15 protein-coding genes are annotated in these 16,908 nt (G+C 59.6%); 7 read left to right on the top strand and 8 right to left on the bottom strand.

Annotated elements, in window-relative coordinates; genetic code table 11:
• Positions 1 to 174: 174 nt before the first annotated feature.
• Together HER32_RS10175 and recJ are read left to right on the top strand one after the other, a co-directional pair.
• Positions 175 to 2,016 carry a tetratricopeptide repeat protein gene (locus tag HER32_RS10175; protein WP_232066223.1) on the top strand — a complete coding sequence of 614 codons (1,842 nt, stop codon included), beginning with the start codon at positions 175 to 177 and terminating at the stop codon, positions 2,014 to 2,016.
• 240 nt (positions 2,017 to 2,256) lie between these two features.
• Entirely contained in the window at positions 2,257 to 3,978 is a 1,722-nt protein-coding gene (recJ, locus tag HER32_RS10170; protein ID WP_168681792.1) for a single-stranded-DNA-specific exonuclease RecJ, read from the top strand.
• 15 nt (positions 3,979 to 3,993) lie between these two features.
• Here recJ and HER32_RS10165 read toward each other — a convergent pair whose 3' ends face one another.
• A complete protein-coding gene (locus tag HER32_RS10165) occupies positions 3,994 to 4,359 on the bottom strand; it encodes a DoxX family membrane protein (protein WP_168681791.1) in 366 nt (121 codons plus the stop codon).
• A gap of 142 nt (positions 4,360 to 4,501) precedes the next feature.
• On the opposite strand from HER32_RS10165, the gene HER32_RS10160 reads away from it, so the two are divergent.
• The 4 genes from HER32_RS10160 (at position 4,502) to HER32_RS10145 (ending at position 9,334) form a co-directional block, all read left to right on the top strand.
• Positions 4,502 to 6,340 carry a peptidase M61 gene (locus HER32_RS10160; RefSeq protein ID WP_168681790.1) on the top strand — a complete coding sequence of 613 codons (1,839 nt, stop codon included), beginning with the start codon at positions 4,502 to 4,504 and terminating at the stop codon, positions 6,338 to 6,340.
• A gap of 77 nt (positions 6,341 to 6,417) precedes the next feature.
• Positions 6,418 to 7,149: an LPS export ABC transporter ATP-binding protein gene (gene lptB / locus HER32_RS10155; protein WP_149070319.1), complete on the top strand. Its 732-nt coding sequence runs from the start codon at positions 6,418 to 6,420 to the stop codon at positions 7,147 to 7,149.
• A 118-nt stretch (positions 7,150 to 7,267) separates the two neighbouring features.
• A complete protein-coding gene (locus HER32_RS10150) occupies positions 7,268 to 8,797 on the top strand; it encodes a GH3 auxin-responsive promoter family protein (RefSeq protein ID WP_168681789.1) in 1,530 nt (509 codons plus the stop codon).
• Between the two features lie 27 nt (positions 8,798 to 8,824).
• On the top strand, positions 8,825 to 9,334 hold the full coding sequence (locus HER32_RS10145) for a toxin-antitoxin system YwqK family antitoxin (RefSeq protein WP_168681788.1): 510 nt from the start codon (positions 8,825 to 8,827) through the stop codon (positions 9,332 to 9,334).
• A gap of 399 nt (positions 9,335 to 9,733) precedes the next feature.
• On the opposite strand, the gene HER32_RS10140 is transcribed toward HER32_RS10145, so the two are convergent.
• From HER32_RS10140 to HER32_RS10115, 6 genes are all read right to left on the bottom strand, one after another.
• Positions 9,734 to 10,516 (bottom strand): TIGR00266 family protein, encoded by a 783-nt coding sequence (locus HER32_RS10140; protein WP_197748903.1) that lies wholly within the window; start codon positions 10,514 to 10,516, stop codon positions 9,734 to 9,736.
• Between the two features lie 192 nt (positions 10,517 to 10,708).
• Positions 10,709 to 11,074, bottom strand: coding sequence for a hypothetical protein (locus HER32_RS20165; protein ID WP_197748831.1), 366 nt, complete (start codon positions 11,072 to 11,074; stop codon positions 10,709 to 10,711).
• 179 nt (positions 11,075 to 11,253) lie between these two features.
• Positions 11,254 to 12,795: a glutamate--tRNA ligase gene (gene gltX / locus HER32_RS10130; protein ID WP_149070323.1), complete on the bottom strand. Its 1,542-nt coding sequence runs from the start codon at positions 12,793 to 12,795 to the stop codon at positions 11,254 to 11,256.
• A 102-nt stretch (positions 12,796 to 12,897) separates the two neighbouring features.
• Entirely contained in the window at positions 12,898 to 13,512 is a 615-nt protein-coding gene (locus HER32_RS10125) for a pentapeptide repeat-containing protein (protein ID WP_168681786.1), read from the bottom strand.
• Positions 13,512 to 13,697 carry a hypothetical protein gene (locus HER32_RS10120; RefSeq protein WP_149070325.1) on the bottom strand — a complete coding sequence of 62 codons (186 nt, stop codon included), beginning with the start codon at positions 13,695 to 13,697 and terminating at the stop codon, positions 13,512 to 13,514. Before HER32_RS10120 ends, HER32_RS10125 begins: the two co-directional genes overlap by 1 nt.
• Positions 13,698 to 13,815: 118 nt before the next feature.
• Positions 13,816 to 14,205 carry a Rid family detoxifying hydrolase gene (locus tag HER32_RS10115; protein WP_168681785.1) on the bottom strand — a complete coding sequence of 130 codons (390 nt, stop codon included), beginning with the start codon at positions 14,203 to 14,205 and terminating at the stop codon, positions 13,816 to 13,818.
• 63 nt (positions 14,206 to 14,268) lie between these two features.
• Between HER32_RS10115 and HER32_RS10110 the strand changes: the two genes are divergently transcribed.
• The gene (locus tag HER32_RS10110) at positions 14,269 to 14,937 is read left to right on the top strand and encodes a 3-hydroxyacyl-CoA dehydrogenase family protein (RefSeq protein WP_168681784.1); all 669 of its coding nucleotides are present in this window, start codon (positions 14,269 to 14,271) and stop codon (positions 14,935 to 14,937) included.
• 73 nt (positions 14,938 to 15,010) lie between these two features.
• On the opposite strand, the gene glmS is transcribed toward HER32_RS10110, so the two are convergent.
• Complete coding sequence (gene glmS, locus HER32_RS10105; protein ID WP_149070328.1) at positions 15,011 to 16,846, bottom strand: glutamine--fructose-6-phosphate transaminase (isomerizing); 1,836 nt, start codon at positions 16,844 to 16,846, stop codon at positions 15,011 to 15,013.
• Positions 16,847 to 16,908 lie beyond the last annotated feature (62 nt).

The following is a 16,908-nucleotide window of genomic DNA, read 5'->3' as shown; positions in this document are numbered from 1 at the left end:
GCGTTGCCAGAAAACCAGATAAAAGGGCCGTACCTTGGGGTGCGGCCCTTTTTGTTTGCCTAGAAACCACCACTGCCCGGGTAGATTTTAGGGTTCTGTGAAATGAATTCAGAGGGGTGTAAGTTGTAGGCTGTGGCAGCCCTGTGCCGAGCTTTTCGTTTGATAGAAATGAATATGATATTTCGTTGCCGGCTGCGCCGGCTGGTAAGCAGCGTGGCCGTAGCCCTGGCCCTTGGTGGCCTGCCCGCAATGGCCCAATCCGGGGCTGATGCGGAAGACCTAGCCCTGGCCCGCGAGTACGCCCGCAAAGGCGACTATGCCAAGGCTGAAGTGCTGTTTGGCCAGCTGCCTGATGCCGTGCAGCAGAATGGAACCGTGCTGCCTGAATACCTGCGCACCATGCAGGAGCTACGCCATTTCAAAGAAGCTGAAAAGCTGGCCCGCAAAGCCCAGCGCCGCCGCCCCGAAGACCCCCTGGTGGGCGTGCTGCTGGGCCGGGTGCTCGAAACTAGCGGCGACAAAGCTGGGGCCGCCAAACAGTACGAGCGGGTAGTAGCGGGTGTAAAGCCTGATCAGGTGCTGGCTGTAGCCAACGACTTTCAGGAAAATCAGCAGCTGGAGTGGGCCGAAAAGGTGTACCTGCGGGGCCGGGAGCTGGCCCGCAACAATACCGAATACGCCCCGCAGCTGATTCAGCTCTACACGCGGCAGCCCAATACTGAGCGGCTAATGGCCGAAACCCTGTGCCTGGTGCAGCAGGACGAGCGGCAGCTTCCGTTTGTGCGCAACATGCTGCAGAATAGCCTGCGCGAAGAAAAAGACTTTGACGCCTTGGAAAAGCTGCTGCTCACGAGCGTGCAGCAGCACCCCGAGCAAAGCGCCTACAGTGAGTTGCTTTTATGGCTGTACGTGCAGCGCAAGGATTTTGCCGGGGCCATGGTGCAGGCTCGTGCCCTCGACCGGCGCACCCGCAGCGAGGGCAGCCGCATTCTCGATCTTGCTGCCATTGCCCTGCGCAACAAAGACTACGAAAGCGCCATTGCCGGCTACGAGTACGTGAGCCGGGAGTACCGGGGCGGGCAGTACTACTCCATGGCCCGGCAGCTGCTGCTGCACGCCCGCGAGGAGCAGGTGCGCAATACCTTCCCGGTAGACGCCGCTAAAATCCGCATGCTGCTCACCGAATACCAGCAGCTGCTCACCGAGTTTGGGGCTGCCTCGCCCTTCCGCGCCGAAGTGCTGCGCAACATGGCCGAGCTGCACGCTTTTCAGCTGGGAGAAAAAGACAAAGCCATGGCCCTGCTGCAGGAAGCCATCAGCCTGCCCCGCGCCAATGCTGAAACCGTGGACCGCGCCAAGCTCACCCTGGCCGACTTGTACCTGCTGCGCGGTGAGCCTTGGGAGGCAACCTTGCTGTACTCCCAAGTGGAGAAAACCCACAAGGACTCACCGTTGGGGTATGATGCTAAGCTTCGCAACGCCCGCCTCAGCTACTTCGCCGGCGACTTCAAGCTGGCGCAGAGCCACCTCGATATTCTGAAGGAAGCCACCAGCCGCGAAATAGCCAACGACGCCATGCAGCTGAGTTTGCTCATCACCGATAACACGGCCATGGACACTGCCGGCATAGCCCTGCGCGACTACGCCGCCACGGAGCTGCTGGTGTTTCAGAATAAGATACCCGAAGCTATCCGCAGCCTCGACGCGCTGGGGCAGAAGTACCCCGGCCACGCCCTGCAGGATGAAGCCTGGTACCTAAAGGCTCAGCTCCAGCGCCGCACAGCCGACTACGCCAGCGCTGTGCAAACCCTGGCACGCATCACTGAAAACCCCAAGTACGACGTGCTGAGCGACGACGCCCTGTTTTTGGCCGCCAGCATTCAGGAGGAAAACCTCAATGACCGGGAGAAAGCCCAGGAGCTCTACAACCAGGTGATAATCAAGTATCCGGGCAGCATTTACGTGGCCGAAGCGCGCAAACGCTTCCGCAAGCTGCGCGGTGATGCCGTCAACTAAAAGAAGAGAAACATCAGGCCCAGCGCCACAAAAAAGGCCAGGTACATAAGCCCATCGGAAAGGATGTACTGGCGGTATTTCGCGTAAAAGGCACGGAGTTTCTGCATACCGGGAAGCGGCTGGGGGCCAGCACAAAACTACCGTTTCCGCTGCAACCAGTACCGCAAGGGCCAAGGAAGCCTGCGCTTTTCTTCTTACTTTTGAAGATAGAGCCGCCATCCGGCCCAGTCTCCCGCCCCTATGCAGAAACGTTGGATCCGAAAGCCTGCGCCCGACCCTGAGAAAGTCCGGCACCTGGCCGACGCCTTGCGCGTCAATGAGGCCATCATTGCATTGCTGTGCCAGCGGGAGATATGCACGTTTGAGGAAGCCCGGTCGTATTTCCGACCCTCCCTCGACGACCTGCCGGACCCACTGCTCATGCGCGACATGGACCGGGCCGTAGAACGTCTGCTCCAGGCCCTCCACACCGGCGAAAAGGTGTTGGTGCTGGGCGACTACGACGTGGACGGTACCACGTCGGTGGCGGTGGTGTATTCGTATCTGGGCGGGTTCTTCGAAGCGGAGAAAGTCGAGTACTATATCCCCGACCGCTACAAGGAAGGCTACGGCGTTTCCGAGACCGGCATTGAGTACGCCGCCGAGCATGGCTTCTCGCTCATTATTGCCCTCGACTGCGGCGTGAAGTCCGTGGAGATGGTAACGTACGCTACTCGGTTGGGCATCGACTTTATCATCTGCGACCACCACTTGCCGGGGGATGAGCTGCCGGCGGCCGTTGCCGTGCTGGACCCCAAGCGCGCTGACTGTCCATATCCCTTCAAGGAGCTTTCGGGCTGCGGGGTAGGGTTTAAGCTCATGCAGGCCTTTTGCCACCATTTAGGCCACGACGAAGCCTCGCTCTACGACCTGTTGGATTTGCTGGTCGTCAGCATTGCGGCTGATATCGTGCCCATCACCGGGGAAAACCGCATGCTGGCATATCATGGCCTGCGCCTGCTCAACGATGTGCAGCGGCCCCAGCGGCCCGGGCTGGATGCCCTGCGAGAGTTGGCTGGCCTGACGGGGGCGCAGCTTAACATCAGCAGCCTGGTGTTTGGATTTTCGCCCCGCATCAACGCCGCTGGGCGCATGGGCGACGCCAAGCGGGCCGTAGCCATGCTGCTGGCGGGCACCAAGGAAGAAGCCATTGAGAAAGCTGGCGTGGTCGACAAAACCAACCAGGAGCGCCGCGGCTTCGATACGCGCATCACCAAGGAGGCCCTGGAGATGATTGAGGCCGACGCCGGTCTGCGCAACGCCCGCTCCACGGTGCTCTACAACGAAACCTGGCACAAGGGTGTCATCGGCATTGTGGCCTCGCGTTGCCTCGATAAGTACTACCGGCCCACCATCATCCTCACCCAAAGCAACGGCAAGGCCACGGGCTCGGCCCGCTCCGTGGTCGGGTTCGATGTGCACCAGGCCATTCTGGAGTGCTCCGACTTGTTGGAGCAGTTCGGAGGCCACATGTACGCCGCTGGCCTCACCCTGCCCGTCGAAAACGTACCGGCCTTTCAGCGCCGCTTCGAAGAAGTTGTTTCCTCCCGCATCACCGACGAGCAGATGATTCCGCCGGTGGAAATTGATGGGCAGCTGGAGCTGACGGATATTACCTCGGGTTTTTACAAGCTCCTATGCCAGATGGAGCCTTTCGGGCCGGGCAACTCCAACCCGGTATTCGAGTCGCGGGGAGTATACGCCCTGCCCGACTCAGCGCGCATTGTGGGCAATTCTCACCTGAAGATTACCCTCACCCAGGATGGCCACCACACGGTAGATGCCATCGGCTTTGGCTTGGGCGACTACCTGCCGCAGATTCTGGAGGGCCGGCCTTTTAACGTGTGCTATACCATTGAGCTAAACGAATACCGGGGCGTGAAGTCGTTGCAGCTGCGCCTGAAGGATATCTGCTGGGAGTAGTGCTCGGCGTGGCCTTTAGGGCCGCGTATGCCACCACGCCCAGGCAATGAGCACCGCCTGCAGGGGCAGCCGCAGCCACAGGGCCCACAGCGGATCCGGCATGCCCGCGCCGTGGCTTTGCAGCATGTACACGTTGGCCGGAAACACGGCTACCAATAGCGCCACTAAGCCCCAAGCCGCCAGGCGCCGGGTGGCGGGAAGCAACAGCCCCAGACCCCCGGCCAACTCAGCGGCTCCGCTCAGGTACACCAGCAAGTAGGGCGCCGGCAGGTAAGGCGGCACAATGCGGACAAACATAGTCGGCGCTATAAAATGCAGGACGCCTGCCCCGATGAAGAGTACAGCCAGCACATACCGGCTAACGGTTTTGAAAGTGACCATGGGCTTGAAGGTAGCAGATACCCAGCTACGAATAGCTGGCGCCCGCGGCCCGCTTATAGGCCGGCTTGTGCAGGGTGCTTAGGGTTTCGCGTGCAATGCTTACCTTGTTTACTGGCTGCGTTTCAGTGTGGCCCATTGCCCTATGAAATCAGTTTATCTGCTCCTGGGTCTGCTGCCCTGGGCCACTGCTACCCTCGCTCAGACCTCTGCCCCCGATACGTACCGCATTTCCGTTGATTTACAGCAAGTGCAGAACGACCGGGTGCGCGTGGTGGTGCGCCTGCCCGCCGTGCGCGAAAACCAGGCTACCTACGTACTGCCCAGCGTGGTGCCGGGTTCTTACTCCAAAAAAGACTACGGCCGCTTTATCACCGAGTTCCAGGCCTTCGACGACCAGGGAAAAAAGCTGAAGACAACCCGGCAGGGCAACAACCTTTTCCTGATTGACAAGGCCCGCAAGCTCGACCGGCTGGAGTACCTGGTAGATGATACTTGGGACTCCAAGGACAAGAACTTTGTGTTCCAGCCCGGCGGCACCAACATTGATGCGGGCCGCAACTTCGTGCTCAACCACTACGGCCTCTACGGCTACCTCGAAGGCTACAAGATGCAGCCCTACGAGGTGAGCATCCGCAAGCCAGCCGAGCTTTACGCGGCTACTTCCCTGGGCAAACAAAGTCCGGCACCCGACCAGGATGTATTTAAGGCTAGCAGCTACGTGCAGCTGGCCGATGCACCCATCATGTACAGCCGCCCCGATACCACCAGCTTCACCACCGGCGGAGCCCGCATCAGCGTGTCGGTGTTTTCGGAGAACGGAGTGGTGAAATCCGGGCAGGTAAGTGAGGCCATCCGGCCCATGGCCGATGCACTGGCGCGGTTTTTTGGCCGGATGCCGGTGCCGCGCTACCACTTCATCATGTATTTCCCGGCCTTCAGCTCACCGGTAGTCAACTCCGCCGGCGGATTTGGGGCCATGGAGCATTCCTACTCCTCGGTGTACTTCCTGCCCGAAATAGCCGACGCTACCCGCATCCGCTCCTTGGTGCGGGAGGTAGCCTCGCACGAGTTTCTGCACATTCTCACCCCGCTCAACATCCACAGCCGCGAGATAGGGGAGTTCGACTTTCGCAACCCCAAAATGTCGCAGCACCTGTGGCTCTACGAGGGCGTGACGGAGTACTTTGCCCACCTGGTGCAGCTGCAGGGCGGCCTCACGCAGGAAGACGTGTTCCGCAAGGAGATGAAGCACAAGATTGAGGACATGCAGAAATACCGCACCGTGTCCTTCACTGACATGAGCCGCAACATCCTCGTCGACCCCTACAAGGACATGTATGAGAACGTGTACAAAAAGGGCGCCCTTATCGGTTTTCTGCTCGATATCCGCATTCGGGAGCTTACCCAGGGGCGTCTGAACTTGCGCGACGTGCTGCTGCAGCTGGGCCAGAAATACGGCCCCGACCGCCCGTTTGAGGATGAGCAGCTTATTCCCGAAATCGTGCAGCTAACTCATCCCCAGCTTCAGCAATTTTTTACCGATTACGTGCAAGGCAGCCAGCCGCTGCCGCTCACCGAGTACTTCGCCAAGATCGGCTGGCGCTATGCTCCCAAGGCCCAGGTGACGGTAAAAGCCTTCGGCGAGCTGGGCTTCCGCTACGACCAGGACAAGCAGGAGTTTGTGCTGGCCCAGACCCGCGCCGAGTACAACGCCTTCGGTCTGCAGAACGACGACGTGATTATGCAGGTGAATAGTACCCCCGTTACCCTGGAAAACGCCGAGCAGCTGCTACGTCCCCTCATCGAGCCGGCCGCCGATGAAAAGGTGCGCATTGTGTACCGCCGCGGCAAAACCCAGCAGCAGACCGAGGCGCTGCCCCGGGAAATGGATGCCGAAGTACAGCACCTGCTTGAGCCACTACCTTCCCTTACTGAAGCCCAAAGGGCCCTGCACGACCAGATTCTTCGGCCGGGTGCGTAGCGCGGCCAACACTAGCCTACTTGCTGCGTTAGTGCCTGCAGCCGCGCAGAAGCGTGGGCTTTCTACCTTTGCAGCCTATGATTCTGAGAGCGGAGCATCTGATTAAGAAATACAAGGCCCGTACCGTCGTCAACGACATGAGCGTGACGGTGCAGCAAGGCGAGATTGTGGGGCTGCTGGGCCCGAACGGCGCCGGCAAAACCACCTGCTTTTACATGATAGTCGGCATGGTGAAGCCCAACGAGGGCCACATCTTCCTGGATGAGGAAGATATTACCACCATGCCCATGTTCCAGCGCGCCCGCCGGGGCGTAGGCTACCTGGCGCAGGAGGCTTCCGTGTTCCGCGACCTGAGCGTAGAGGAAAACATCCTGTCGGTGCTGGAAATGACCAACCTGCCCCGGCAGGAGCAGCTGGCGAAAGTAGAGGAGCTCCTGCACGAGTTTAGCCTTACCCACGTGCGCAAAAACCTGGGGCGGGTACTCAGCGGCGGCGAGCGGCGGCGCACCGAAATAGCCCGGGCTCTGGCTGTTAACCCCAAGTTTGTGCTGCTCGACGAACCTTTTGCTGGCGTAGACCCCATTGCCGTGGAAGAAATCCAGGGCATCGTGGCCAAGCTCAAGCACAAAAACATTGGCATTCTGATAACCGACCACAACGTCAATGAGACGCTCAGCATCGTGGACCGGGCCTATCTGCTCTTCGAAGGCAAGCTGCTCAAAGCGGGTACGGCCGAAGAGCTGGCCGCCGACGAAACCGTGCGCCGTGTGTACCTGGGCAAGCACTTCGAGTTCAAACGCAAAATTTAGTGCCCGGCCCAGCTGGCGTTTGCGTATCCTGGGCCGAATTCGGGGCGCTGGCAGGCCAACCCGCTACCTTGGGCTGCGTACGAGGGCTGCCACCTTATCACCTGAACAGCGGGAGTAGATGATTAGCAACATCCTGACGTGGGCCGTGCAACGGCGCCTGGCCAGCATCGACCACTTTCGCCAGCACCCCCTGCCGGTCCAGCAGCAGGTATTCGAGAGCCTGCTTTACACCGCCCGCGACACGACCTGGGGGCGCGAGTATGGCTACGGCGAAGCGCCCAGCCGGCAGGAGTTTGCCCGGCGCGTACCCGTGAGCACCTACGAGCAGCTATACCCGTACCTAGAGCGCATGCTGCAGGGCGAAACCGACGTGCTCTGGCCCGGGGCCACCACGTGGTTTGCCAAGAGCAGTGGCACTACCAACGCCCGCAGCAAGTACATTCCCGTGTCGCGCCAGAGCCTGCACGAGTGCCACTACCGCGCCGGCCGCGACATGGCCGCCCTGGCCACCAGCCTGTATCCGGAGGCTGATATTATGGCAGGCAAGACGCTGTCGTTGGGCGGCACCCACACCAGCAACCCGTTTCGCCCCCACACCGACTCCCGCGTAGGCGACGTGTCGGCGGTGATTATGCAGAACCTGCCGGCCTGGGCCGAGTTTCTGCGCACGCCTCCGCTGGAGCTGGCCTTGCTGGACGAGTGGGAAGAAAAGATAGAGCGCATAGCCCAGCATGTGCAGCATATTGATGTCACGACGCTAGCGGGCGTACCTACCTGGATGATTGTGCTGCTACGCCGGGTGGTAGAGCTGACGGGCGCGACCAACATCACGGAGGTGTGGCCTAATCTGCGCTTGTTCCTGCACGGAGCTGTGGCCTTCGGACCCTACCGGGAGCTGTTTCGCCAGCTGATTCCGAGTGAGCAGATGCGCTACCTCGAAATCTATAATGCCTCCGAAGGCTACTTCGCCTTCCAGGATCAGCCCGACTCCGAAGACCTGTTGCTGCTGCTCAACCACGGGGTGTACTACGAGTTCATCCCCGCCGACCAGTTTGAGGCCGAACACCCAAGCACAGTACTGCTGGAAGACGTAGAACTGGGCCGCAACTACGCCTTGGTCATCAGCACCAACGCCGGGCTGTGGCGCTACAAGATTGGGGATACGGTGCGCTTCACTTGCCTGGCACCTTACCGTATTCGCATTTCGGGGCGCACCAAGCACTTCCTCAATGCATTTGGAGAAGAAGTAGTCATCGAAAACGCTGACGCGGCCTTAGCAGCAGCCTGCGCTGCCACGGGCGCCCTGGTGCAGGACTTCACCGCCGCCCCGGTGTACTTCAGCTCCGCCGATGGCGCTTCGCGTGGGGGCCACCAGTGGCTGGTCGAGTTCATCAAGCCCCCGCAGGATGAACTGCAGTTTGCCCAGATCCTCGACGCCACCCTGCGGCAGGTAAACTCCGATTATGATGCCAAGCGCCACCGGGATATAGCGCTGGCGCCGCCCCTCGTGCAAACCATACCAAGTGGCTCCTTCGAGCGGTGGCTGGGCAGCAAAGGCAAGTTAGGCGGACAGCACAAGGTGCCCCGGCTGAGTAATTCGCGGGAAGTAGTAGAGGATATTCTCCGTCAGCTAAGCAATTCAGCGTAAATTCAGTCTTCTGTATTCCGAAGCACGATGAACAAGTTTGCACTACCTCGCTGGGTCGATACTGCTGCTCTTGTAGGCATTGCGCTGAGCGTTGTGCCGGGCTTGCTTAGCAGTTGCCACACGGCCCAGGTAGCCATGAAAGGAGGCAGGGCTTCCCGCAACCAGCTTGATGCGCAGAAGGAGCGGCACGGGCGGTGGCGCGTCTTCTACGACGACTCCAGCACCCAACTAGCCACCGATGGGCGCTACCGCCACGGCAAGCCCGTGGGCCGCTGGCGTTACTATAGTCCAAAAAACAGCTTAGCCCGGCAGGAGCGGTATCGGTGGTGGAAAACTGGCCGATTGCTTGTAAAGGAATTCTACCCCAACGGAAAGATTGCCAAGAAAGGGCAGGCGCAAATTGTGCGCGAGGGCGACGTCGTCCATTTTTATTGGTTTGGTCCCTGGCAGGAATATGCCGAAACCGGTGCCCCTGTCTCCCGGGCGTGGTACAAAATGGGGCAATTACAGCACCGGGAGCCACTACCTGCAAAATAGGGTGAGATGGTGGTTTGCCTGCGCAAGCGGTAGGAGAGTAGACAGGTAGCCGCTGATTTTGAGCAAATCAGCTGAAAATCCTATATTAGTCACCCTACTCGCAACCCCCGCCCGCACTGTGTCAGAACTTGTCCCTCACCGCCCGCGCCGCTACAAGAAACGGTATCGGCTGCCCCGCAAAAAAAAATCCAAAACGGCGAATAAGGTGCTGTTCGGATTGCTTGGGGTATTGTTGCTGATACTAGTAGGCAGTCTGATTGTGGTAGCCCTAAACTCAGAGGCAACCTCCCCGGTACCTATCAAGGGAATCAAGCAAAGGCCCGACGCCACGCCGCCGGAAATCTAACACAGCCGGGGCTTTGCAAACGAACATCAACGTCTGCAAAGCCCCGGTTGCGCTTACTCGTCCAGCAGCCCGCCCGCTAATCGGCCCAGGATGCTGCCGCTTTCTTTCTGGGCATTGCCGCCCCCGGGCGCCAGGGCCTGAATAAGCTTTTTCACAGGCATCGATTGTAGCCACACCCTACCCGTGCCGCGCAGGGTGGCCAGCAGCAGCCCTTCGCCCCCAAAAATCATGGATTTGAGTCCGCCGGCGCGGGCTACGCTGAAGTCGATACCCGGCTCAAAGGCTACTACGCAGCCAGTGTCTACGCGTAATAACTCGTTGTTCAGGTGCTTTTCAATAACGGTGCCCCCGGCGTGGATAAAGGCTCTGCCATCACCGGTGAGCTTTTGCAGGATGAAGCCTTCGCCCCCAAAAAAGCCGGCGCCTAGCTTCTGATTAAAGTGGATGCTGATTTTAGTGCCCCGGGCAGCAGCCAGGAATCCGTCTTTCTGCACAATGAGGCCTTGGGGGAGCATGCGCAGGTCCAGCGGGATGATGGTGCCGGGATAGGGCGCAGAAAAGGCCACGTGCGCTTTGCCGTAGCCGCCGCGGTGCGTGAAGTGCGTCATAAACAACGACTCGCCGGTAATCAGGCGTGTGCCGGCCGAAAAGAGCTTGCCCATAAAGCCCTGGTCGGGCTCCGAGCCGTCGCCCATCTTGGTTTCGAAGGCAATGGCCTCGCTCATGTACACCATGGCGCCGGCTTCGGCAATGACGGTTTCGTTGGGGTCCAGCTCTACTTCGAGCACCTGAATGTCGTTGCCGAGAATCTTGTAATCGACGTCGTGAGAGTTTATCATAGCTTAAAAAGAAGGAGTAAGCGCAGCTGTAAGCGTTGAAAGCCTAAGTATAGCAAATGCGGCGTAGAACCCGCTGACTTGGGCTTTTCATCGGCTAAAAACAGCGCCCCACCTTACGGCCCGTGAGGGCAGTAGAGTGGGGCGCTGCGTGACCTGAATGGTCTGAGAGCCAGAATACAGGCTTTGGTGCTAGTCGGTTTCCTCCGCGGCTGTAGGGCCTACGGCTTCATCTTCGACGGTGGAGCCTTTCTTGCGGGCCTCCTTACTGGTGCGGCGCATAAAGTCCTCATCCGACTCTTCGGGTTCGCGCGTGCCGTCTTCTACTGGGAAGGCGTCGTCTTCGTTCTTCTCGCCAAACTGCCCATCACGGTTCACCAGCTTCTTGTCGCGCACGTGGCGGTTGAGAAAGTGGTTGATGTCTTCGATGGAATAGTTGGAGGTGATTTCGCCCAGGGGGTTTACCTTGATTTCGAAGCCTTCCAGTTCTTTATGTACCCGGGCTTTTTTCTCGGGGTCAGCTTTCTTCTTTTTCGGATTTACGGGTTTCTTGGCCATACTACGAGCAGCTAAAGTCTAAGCAGTGAACGACAGCCAGTAAACGACCGGCCTAGAAGCTACTACTACGAAGGCGCCGCGCCGTCGGTTAGCCCCGTTCCGGGCCCAAAACAAACATCCACCCCCGCAGCCAGCAGAAAGCGGCTGAACACGGGAGTGGATGATGCAAAGGAGAAACGTTACGCGGGCAGCTGACTGATGGCCTGCTCCAGCCGGGCCGCGGTTTCCTGCGGACCCAGAATACTCATGATGTGCATCAGGTCGGGGCCGGCGGCGGCGCCGGTTACGGCCACGCGCAAGGCTTGCAGTACCTGCCCAATTTTGATGCCCTGGCGCTCCAGCACCTGCGTGAGCAGTGCTTTGATGGCCTCAGGGGAGGTGTCGGCGGCGGTGGGCAGCTCTCGGGCAAATTCGGCCAGTGCGCCGGCTACCTGGGCGTTCCACTTTTTGCTGATGACCTGCTCGTCGTAGCTGCTGGGGCGCTGGAAGAACAGCTGGGCTTCCCGGGCCAGGTCGGTAGGGAAGGTGGCCCGCTCTTTTACCAGGGCGGCTATCTGCTCGGCTTTGGCGGCGTCCAGCTCCTGGCCTTGTGCCTGTAGGGACTCCACCAGGTACTGCGCCAGCTCAGCGTCGGGCTTGGCCCGCAGGTACTGCTCGTTGTACCAGCGCACCTTATTCTGGTCGAAGCGGGCCGGCGACTTGCTTACCCGCTCAATGGTGAAGGCTTCCACCAGCTCATCCATCGTGAACAGCTCCTGAGTAGAGCCGGGGTTCCAGCCCAGGAAAGCCAGGAAGTTGATGAACGCCTCGGGCAGGTAGCCACTCTCCCGGTAGCCGCTGCTTACCGTTGGCTCGCCGGTTTCGGCGTCTTTGCCGTGCCATTCCAGGGGGAACACGGGGAAACCCAGCCGGTCGCCATCACGCTTGCTGAGCTTGCCGGTGCCGTCGGGCTTCAGCAGCAAAGGCAGGTGGGCGAACTGGGGCATGGTGCTTTCCCAGCCCAGGTAGCGGTACAGCAGCACGTGTAGCGGAGCCGAGGGCAGCCACTCTTCGCCCCGGATGACGTGGGTGATTTCCATCAGGTGGTCATCCACGATGTTGGCCAGGTGATACGTAGGCATGCCATCCGACTTCATCAGCACCTTGTCGTCGATGCTGGAGGAGTGCACCACCACCCAACCACGAATCAGGTCGTTGAAGCGCACTTCCTCCTTGCGGGGCACTTTCAGCCGAATTACGTACGGCTCTCCGGCTTCCAGCAGCTGCGCTACCTCTTCGGCCGGCAGCGTGAGGGAGTTGCGCATCTGAGCGCGTGTGATGCTGTTGTACTGCGGGTTGGGCACTTTGGCGGCCGTGAGGCGGGCCCGCATGGCGTCCAGCTCCTCGGGCGTGTCGAAGGCATAGTACGCGTAGCCGTTGTCGATGAGCTGCTGGGCGTACTGGCGGTACATGGGCTTCCGCTCACTCTGGCGGTAGGGCGCGTGGGGGCCACCTACCCAGGGGCTTTCGTCGAGCTGAATGCCGCACCACTCCAGGCTCTGGCGGATGTAGTCCTCGGCCCCGGGCACAAAGCGGTTCTGGTCGGTATCCTCAATGCGGAGCAGCATCTTGCCACCCAGCTTGCGGGCTAACAGGTAATTATACAGCGCCGTGCGCACGCCGCCGATGTGCAGCGGCCCCGTGGGGCTGGGCGCAAAGCGCACCCGTACTTCTCTTTCCATACAATACAGCTGATACGCGCCCGGCACTGATGCCAAAACGCGCCGCAAAGGTAGGCAATTAGCCGGGGAGCTAACAGGTAACAGGCAGAGAAGACGCGGGCCTTATTCGGCAATTACCAGTTCGTACTGCGCGAGCAGACCGGGCAGGCTGTGCAGGGCGAAGCGCGCCTGCTTCACCTGGTTCTGCGCCGGGTCCAGGCTGATGCCTTGGGCCGTAGCAAAGTCGGCGCCCTGTAGGTTGGTCTGGCTGAACACGGCCCGCTGCAGCTGACAATCCTGAAACACGGCGTTGGTGAGGTCCGTGCGGGTGAAGTCGGCTTCCTGCAAGGAGCAACCCACAAAGCGCGTATTGGGCATCACTTTGCCCCAAAAGGAGGCATAATCCAGCTGGCACTTATCAAAATGCACATCGAAGAGCATGTCGCGGCAGGCCATAAACTGCAGCCCCAGCAGTTTGCAGCCGTCAAAGGCCACGTTCTGCAGCGCCGTATTGGACAGGCTAGCCCCGGCCAGGTTGCAATTGTCGAACAAACACTCACTAAACCGCCGCCCCGACAAATCGGCTTGGCTTAAGTCGAAGCCGATGAAATGAAACTGCTCAAAATCGCGCTGGCCAACCAAAGCGGGCGGAAGCACGCGCGTTAGCACGTTTTCCGGCGGAAAGTAGTCGGGCTTGCAGAGGGCTTTAACGGCTTTACGAGGGGTTGGCCGGCGCATCAGTCACGGTTTTTGAAGCTCAGCCAGAGGACTAGGCCGAGCAGGGTAGCTCCACCCCGGATGACCCAGGCAGTAGTTGGTCCCCACTGGTCAATCCAAGTGAGAAACATAAATTTCATGCCCAGGAAGGGGAGAAGCATCGATACCAGCCCGATAATCAGTAAGCCGAGTCCAAGTTCTTTCATACAGCAGCCGAGGGAAGGAGAAGTGACGAACGGCCAGTAGTGGCCCGAACTAACGGAGAACGGCTGGCTCTCGTGCTTAGTACTTTCCGGCCCCAAGTTTTCCGGCTACCGATAAACTCTATTCCGCCACGGCGATGCAGGAAATTTCTACCTGCACGTCTTTAGGTAGGCGGCTTACCTCTACGGTTTCGCGGGCGGGGGCATAGTCGGCCTCGAAGTAGCTGCCGTAAATCTCATTGATCAGGCCAAAGTTGCCCAGGTCTTTCACGAAGATGCTGCACTTCACTACCTGCCGCAGGGTGAAGCCCGCTGCTGCCAGCACCGCCTGGAGGTTGCGCATTACCTGGTGCGTTTCCTGCGCTACATCCCCATTGCCGATCAGCTGGCCAGTGGTAGCATCCAAGGCAATCTGGCCCGAAACATACACCGTATTACCGGCCTGAATGGCCTGACTGTAGGGGCCAATGGGAGCGGGTGCTTCGGCGGAGAAGACAATGGTATGAGCCATGGGAGGAAGGAAAGTTCGTGGAAGGGGAAAGCCTATCTTTGGGCCAAAGTAAGCTGAAAATTCATGCATCTGTTCATTGTTGAGGGCGGGCACGTGGAAGAAGAGCTGCGCCGCAAGTTCGGTCCGGCCCATACCTACGATTTCTGCCCGGCCGCCGCGCCCGACCTGCTCACCCGCCTTGGCGCGGCCGACGTTGCCTTCGACCTGCGCGACTGGCCGGAGCTGCACTACGAGCAGCCGCGGCAGCCGTTGTTCTACAACACCGTGGCGCACAGCCTCACCCAGCTTTTCCAGGGCGAGGCCCCGCCCCTAGGCCCGGTGTTTGGGTTCTGCGGCCTGCCCACGCTGATTGACCGCCGCCTGCTGGAAGTAGCCCTCCTGCGCCCGGACGACGCGGAAATGCTGGCCGAGGTTTGTGCGGCTCTGGGCTCCGACTACCGAGTAGTGCAGGACCGGGTGGGGCTCGTGACGCCGCGCGTCATCTGCATGATCATCAACGAAGCATGCTTTACCCTGCAGGAAGGCACTGCCTCGGTAAAGGACATCGACCTGGGCATGAAGCTGGGCACGAACTATCCACAGGGGCCTTTCGCCTGGGCCAATGCCATAGGCATCAGTCGGGTGTACGAGGTACTGGAATCCCTCTACCTCGACACGCACGAGGAACGCTACAAAGTATGCCCCCTGCTCAAAACCATGCACCTCCGGGGCGAAACATTCGATTTAAGCTAGCCATCAACAACAAAAACAGAGAAAGGCCGCGCTGAAACTCAGCGCGGCCTTTCTGTTGTAGAGCTACTACGGGCTATTCTACCGTCACCGACTTAGCCAGGTTGCGGGGCTGGTCGACGTTGCAGCCACGCATAACGGCAATGTGGTAGGAGAGCAGCTGCAGCGGTACCACCGATACGAGCGGCATCAGCACTTCGCTCGTCGCCGGTACCTCAATGGTAAACTCCGCCATGTCCGGAATCGTGGTGTCGCCCTCCGTCACTACGGCAATGATGCGGCCTTTGCGGGCCTTCACTTCCTGAATGTTGCTAACCACCTTCTCGTACGAGCTGTCCTTGGTCGCAATAACGACTACCGGCATATTCTCGTCAATCAGGGCAATGGGGCCGTGCTTCATCTCGGCGGCGGGGTAGCCTTCGGCGTGGATGTAGCTGATTTCTTTCAGCTTCAGGGCGCCTTCCAGGGCTACCGGGAAGTTGTAGCCGCGGCCCAGGTACAGGAAGTTCGGCACGTCCTTGAACGTCTCCGAAATCCGCTCGATCTGGTCGTTCAGCAGCAGTGCTTTCTCAACTTTAGCCGGAATGTTGCTCAGCTCCACCATTAGCTCACGCAGTTTGGAGTCGGTGAGGGTGCCGCGCTTGTGGCCGACAATCATGGCCAGCAGCGTGAGTACCGTTACCTGAGCCGTGAAGGCCTTGGTGGACGCTACCCCGATTTCGGGGCCGGCGTGGGTATAGGCCCCTGCGTCGGTGGCGCGGGCAATGCTACTGCCTACCACGTTGCAGATACCAAAGATGGTGGCCCCACGGCTTTTCGCCAGCTCAATAGCCGCCAGCGTATCGGCCGTTTCTCCCGACTGAGAAATGGCAATAACAATATCGCGCTCCGTAATCACGGGGTTGCGGTACCGGAACTCGGAGGCGTACTCTACCTCTACCGGGATGCGCGCCAGGTCTTCGAGCAAGTACTCGGCAACCAAGCCAGCGTGCCAGGAAGTACCGCAGGCCACAATAATGATGCGGTCGGCATTCACGAACTTCCGCTCGTAGGCGCGCACGCCGCCCATGTTAAGGTGGGCAGCTTCCAGCTCTAGGCGGCCGCGCATGGAATCGAGAATCGAGCGGGGCTGCTCGAAAATCTCCTTCAGCATGAAGTGCTCGTAGCCGCCTTTTTCAATGCGGTCCAGCTCCAGCTCCAGCGTCTGGATGTAGGGCGTCTGCTTTACGTCTTCCTTGGTACGGATTTCCAGCTGGCCGTCTTTGATAACTACCAGCTCATAGTCGTTCACATACACCACTTCATTGGTGTACTCAATGATGGGCGTAGCATCGGAAGCCAGGAAGAACTCGTCCTTGCCAACCCCGATAACCAAGGGGGAGCCTTTGCGAGCGGCAATCAGCTGGTTGGGGTCTTCGCGGCTGAGTACTACAATGGCGTAGGCCCCGATAACTTCGTGCAAAGCCAGGCGCACGGCTTCTTCCAGGGAGCAGCTGTTTTGCTTCTGGATTTCCTCAATCAGGTTGACGAAAACTTCCGTGTCCGTGTCGGAGTGGAACACGTGACCCTGCTGCTGCAAGTGCTGCTTCAGGGCGGCATAGTTCTCGATGATGCCATTGTGGATAATGGCAATACGCTCGGAGGTGGAATAGTGCGGGTGCGCATTCACGTCGTTTGGCTCACCGTGGGTGGCCCAGCGCGTGTGGCCCATGCCAATGTTGGCGTGGGTATCCTTCTCAGCAATAAATGCCTCCAGGTCGGCCACTTTGCCTTTTTTCTTATATACGCTCAACTGGCCGTTGAGCAGGGCCACGCCGGCCGAGTCATATCCCCGATATTCGAGACGACGCAACCCTTTGATGATAATGGGGCAGGCTTCACGATGCCCAATGTATGCTACAATTCCGCACATAGGAGTTCGAAATGAAGGATGAAAGCTGAAAAAAGCGGCCGGTCCCGGCCAGGCAAAAACCT

Source organism: Hymenobacter sp. BT18, from assembly GCF_012273015.1.
Lineage (GTDB): Bacteria > Bacteroidota > Bacteroidia > Cytophagales > Hymenobacteraceae > Hymenobacter > Hymenobacter lutimineralis.
Note: the sequence above shows the minus strand (reverse complement) of the source record. Positions and strands in the feature narration are given on the sequence as shown.

What these genes read in the sequence shown, in the direction of transcription:
- HER32_RS10175 (WP_232066223.1), top strand. Translation starts at nt 175, where the DNA reads ATGATATTTCGTTGCCGGCTGCGCCGGCTGGTAAGCAGCGTGGCCGTA.
- recJ (WP_168681792.1), top strand. Translation starts at nt 2,257, where the DNA reads ATGCAGAAACGTTGGATCCGAAAGCCTGCGCCCGACCCTGAGAAAGTC.
- HER32_RS10165 (WP_168681791.1), bottom strand. Translation starts at nt 4,359, where the DNA reads ATGGTCACTTTCAAAACCGTTAGCCGGTATGTGCTGGCTGTACTCTTC.
- HER32_RS10160 (WP_168681790.1), top strand. Translation starts at nt 4,502, where the DNA reads ATGAAATCAGTTTATCTGCTCCTGGGTCTGCTGCCCTGGGCCACTGCT.
- lptB (WP_149070319.1), top strand. Translation starts at nt 6,418, where the DNA reads ATGATTCTGAGAGCGGAGCATCTGATTAAGAAATACAAGGCCCGTACC.
- HER32_RS10150 (WP_168681789.1), top strand. Translation starts at nt 7,268, where the DNA reads ATGATTAGCAACATCCTGACGTGGGCCGTGCAACGGCGCCTGGCCAGC.
- HER32_RS10145 (WP_168681788.1), top strand. Translation starts at nt 8,825, where the DNA reads ATGAACAAGTTTGCACTACCTCGCTGGGTCGATACTGCTGCTCTTGTA.
- HER32_RS20165 (WP_197748831.1), bottom strand. Translation starts at nt 11,074, where the DNA reads ATGGCCAAGAAACCCGTAAATCCGAAAAAGAAGAAAGCTGACCCCGAG.
- gltX (WP_149070323.1), bottom strand. Translation starts at nt 12,795, where the DNA reads ATGGAAAGAGAAGTACGGGTGCGCTTTGCGCCCAGCCCCACGGGGCCG.
- HER32_RS10125 (WP_168681786.1), bottom strand. Translation starts at nt 13,512, where the DNA reads ATGCGCCGGCCAACCCCTCGTAAAGCCGTTAAAGCCCTCTGCAAGCCC.
- HER32_RS10120 (WP_149070325.1), bottom strand. Translation starts at nt 13,697, where the DNA reads ATGAAAGAACTTGGACTCGGCTTACTGATTATCGGGCTGGTATCGATG.
- HER32_RS10115 (WP_168681785.1), bottom strand. Translation starts at nt 14,205, where the DNA reads ATGGCTCATACCATTGTCTTCTCCGCCGAAGCACCCGCTCCCATTGGC.
- HER32_RS10110 (WP_168681784.1), top strand. Translation starts at nt 14,269, where the DNA reads ATGCATCTGTTCATTGTTGAGGGCGGGCACGTGGAAGAAGAGCTGCGC.
- glmS (WP_149070328.1), bottom strand. Translation starts at nt 16,846, where the DNA reads ATGTGCGGAATTGTAGCATACATTGGGCATCGTGAAGCCTGCCCCATT.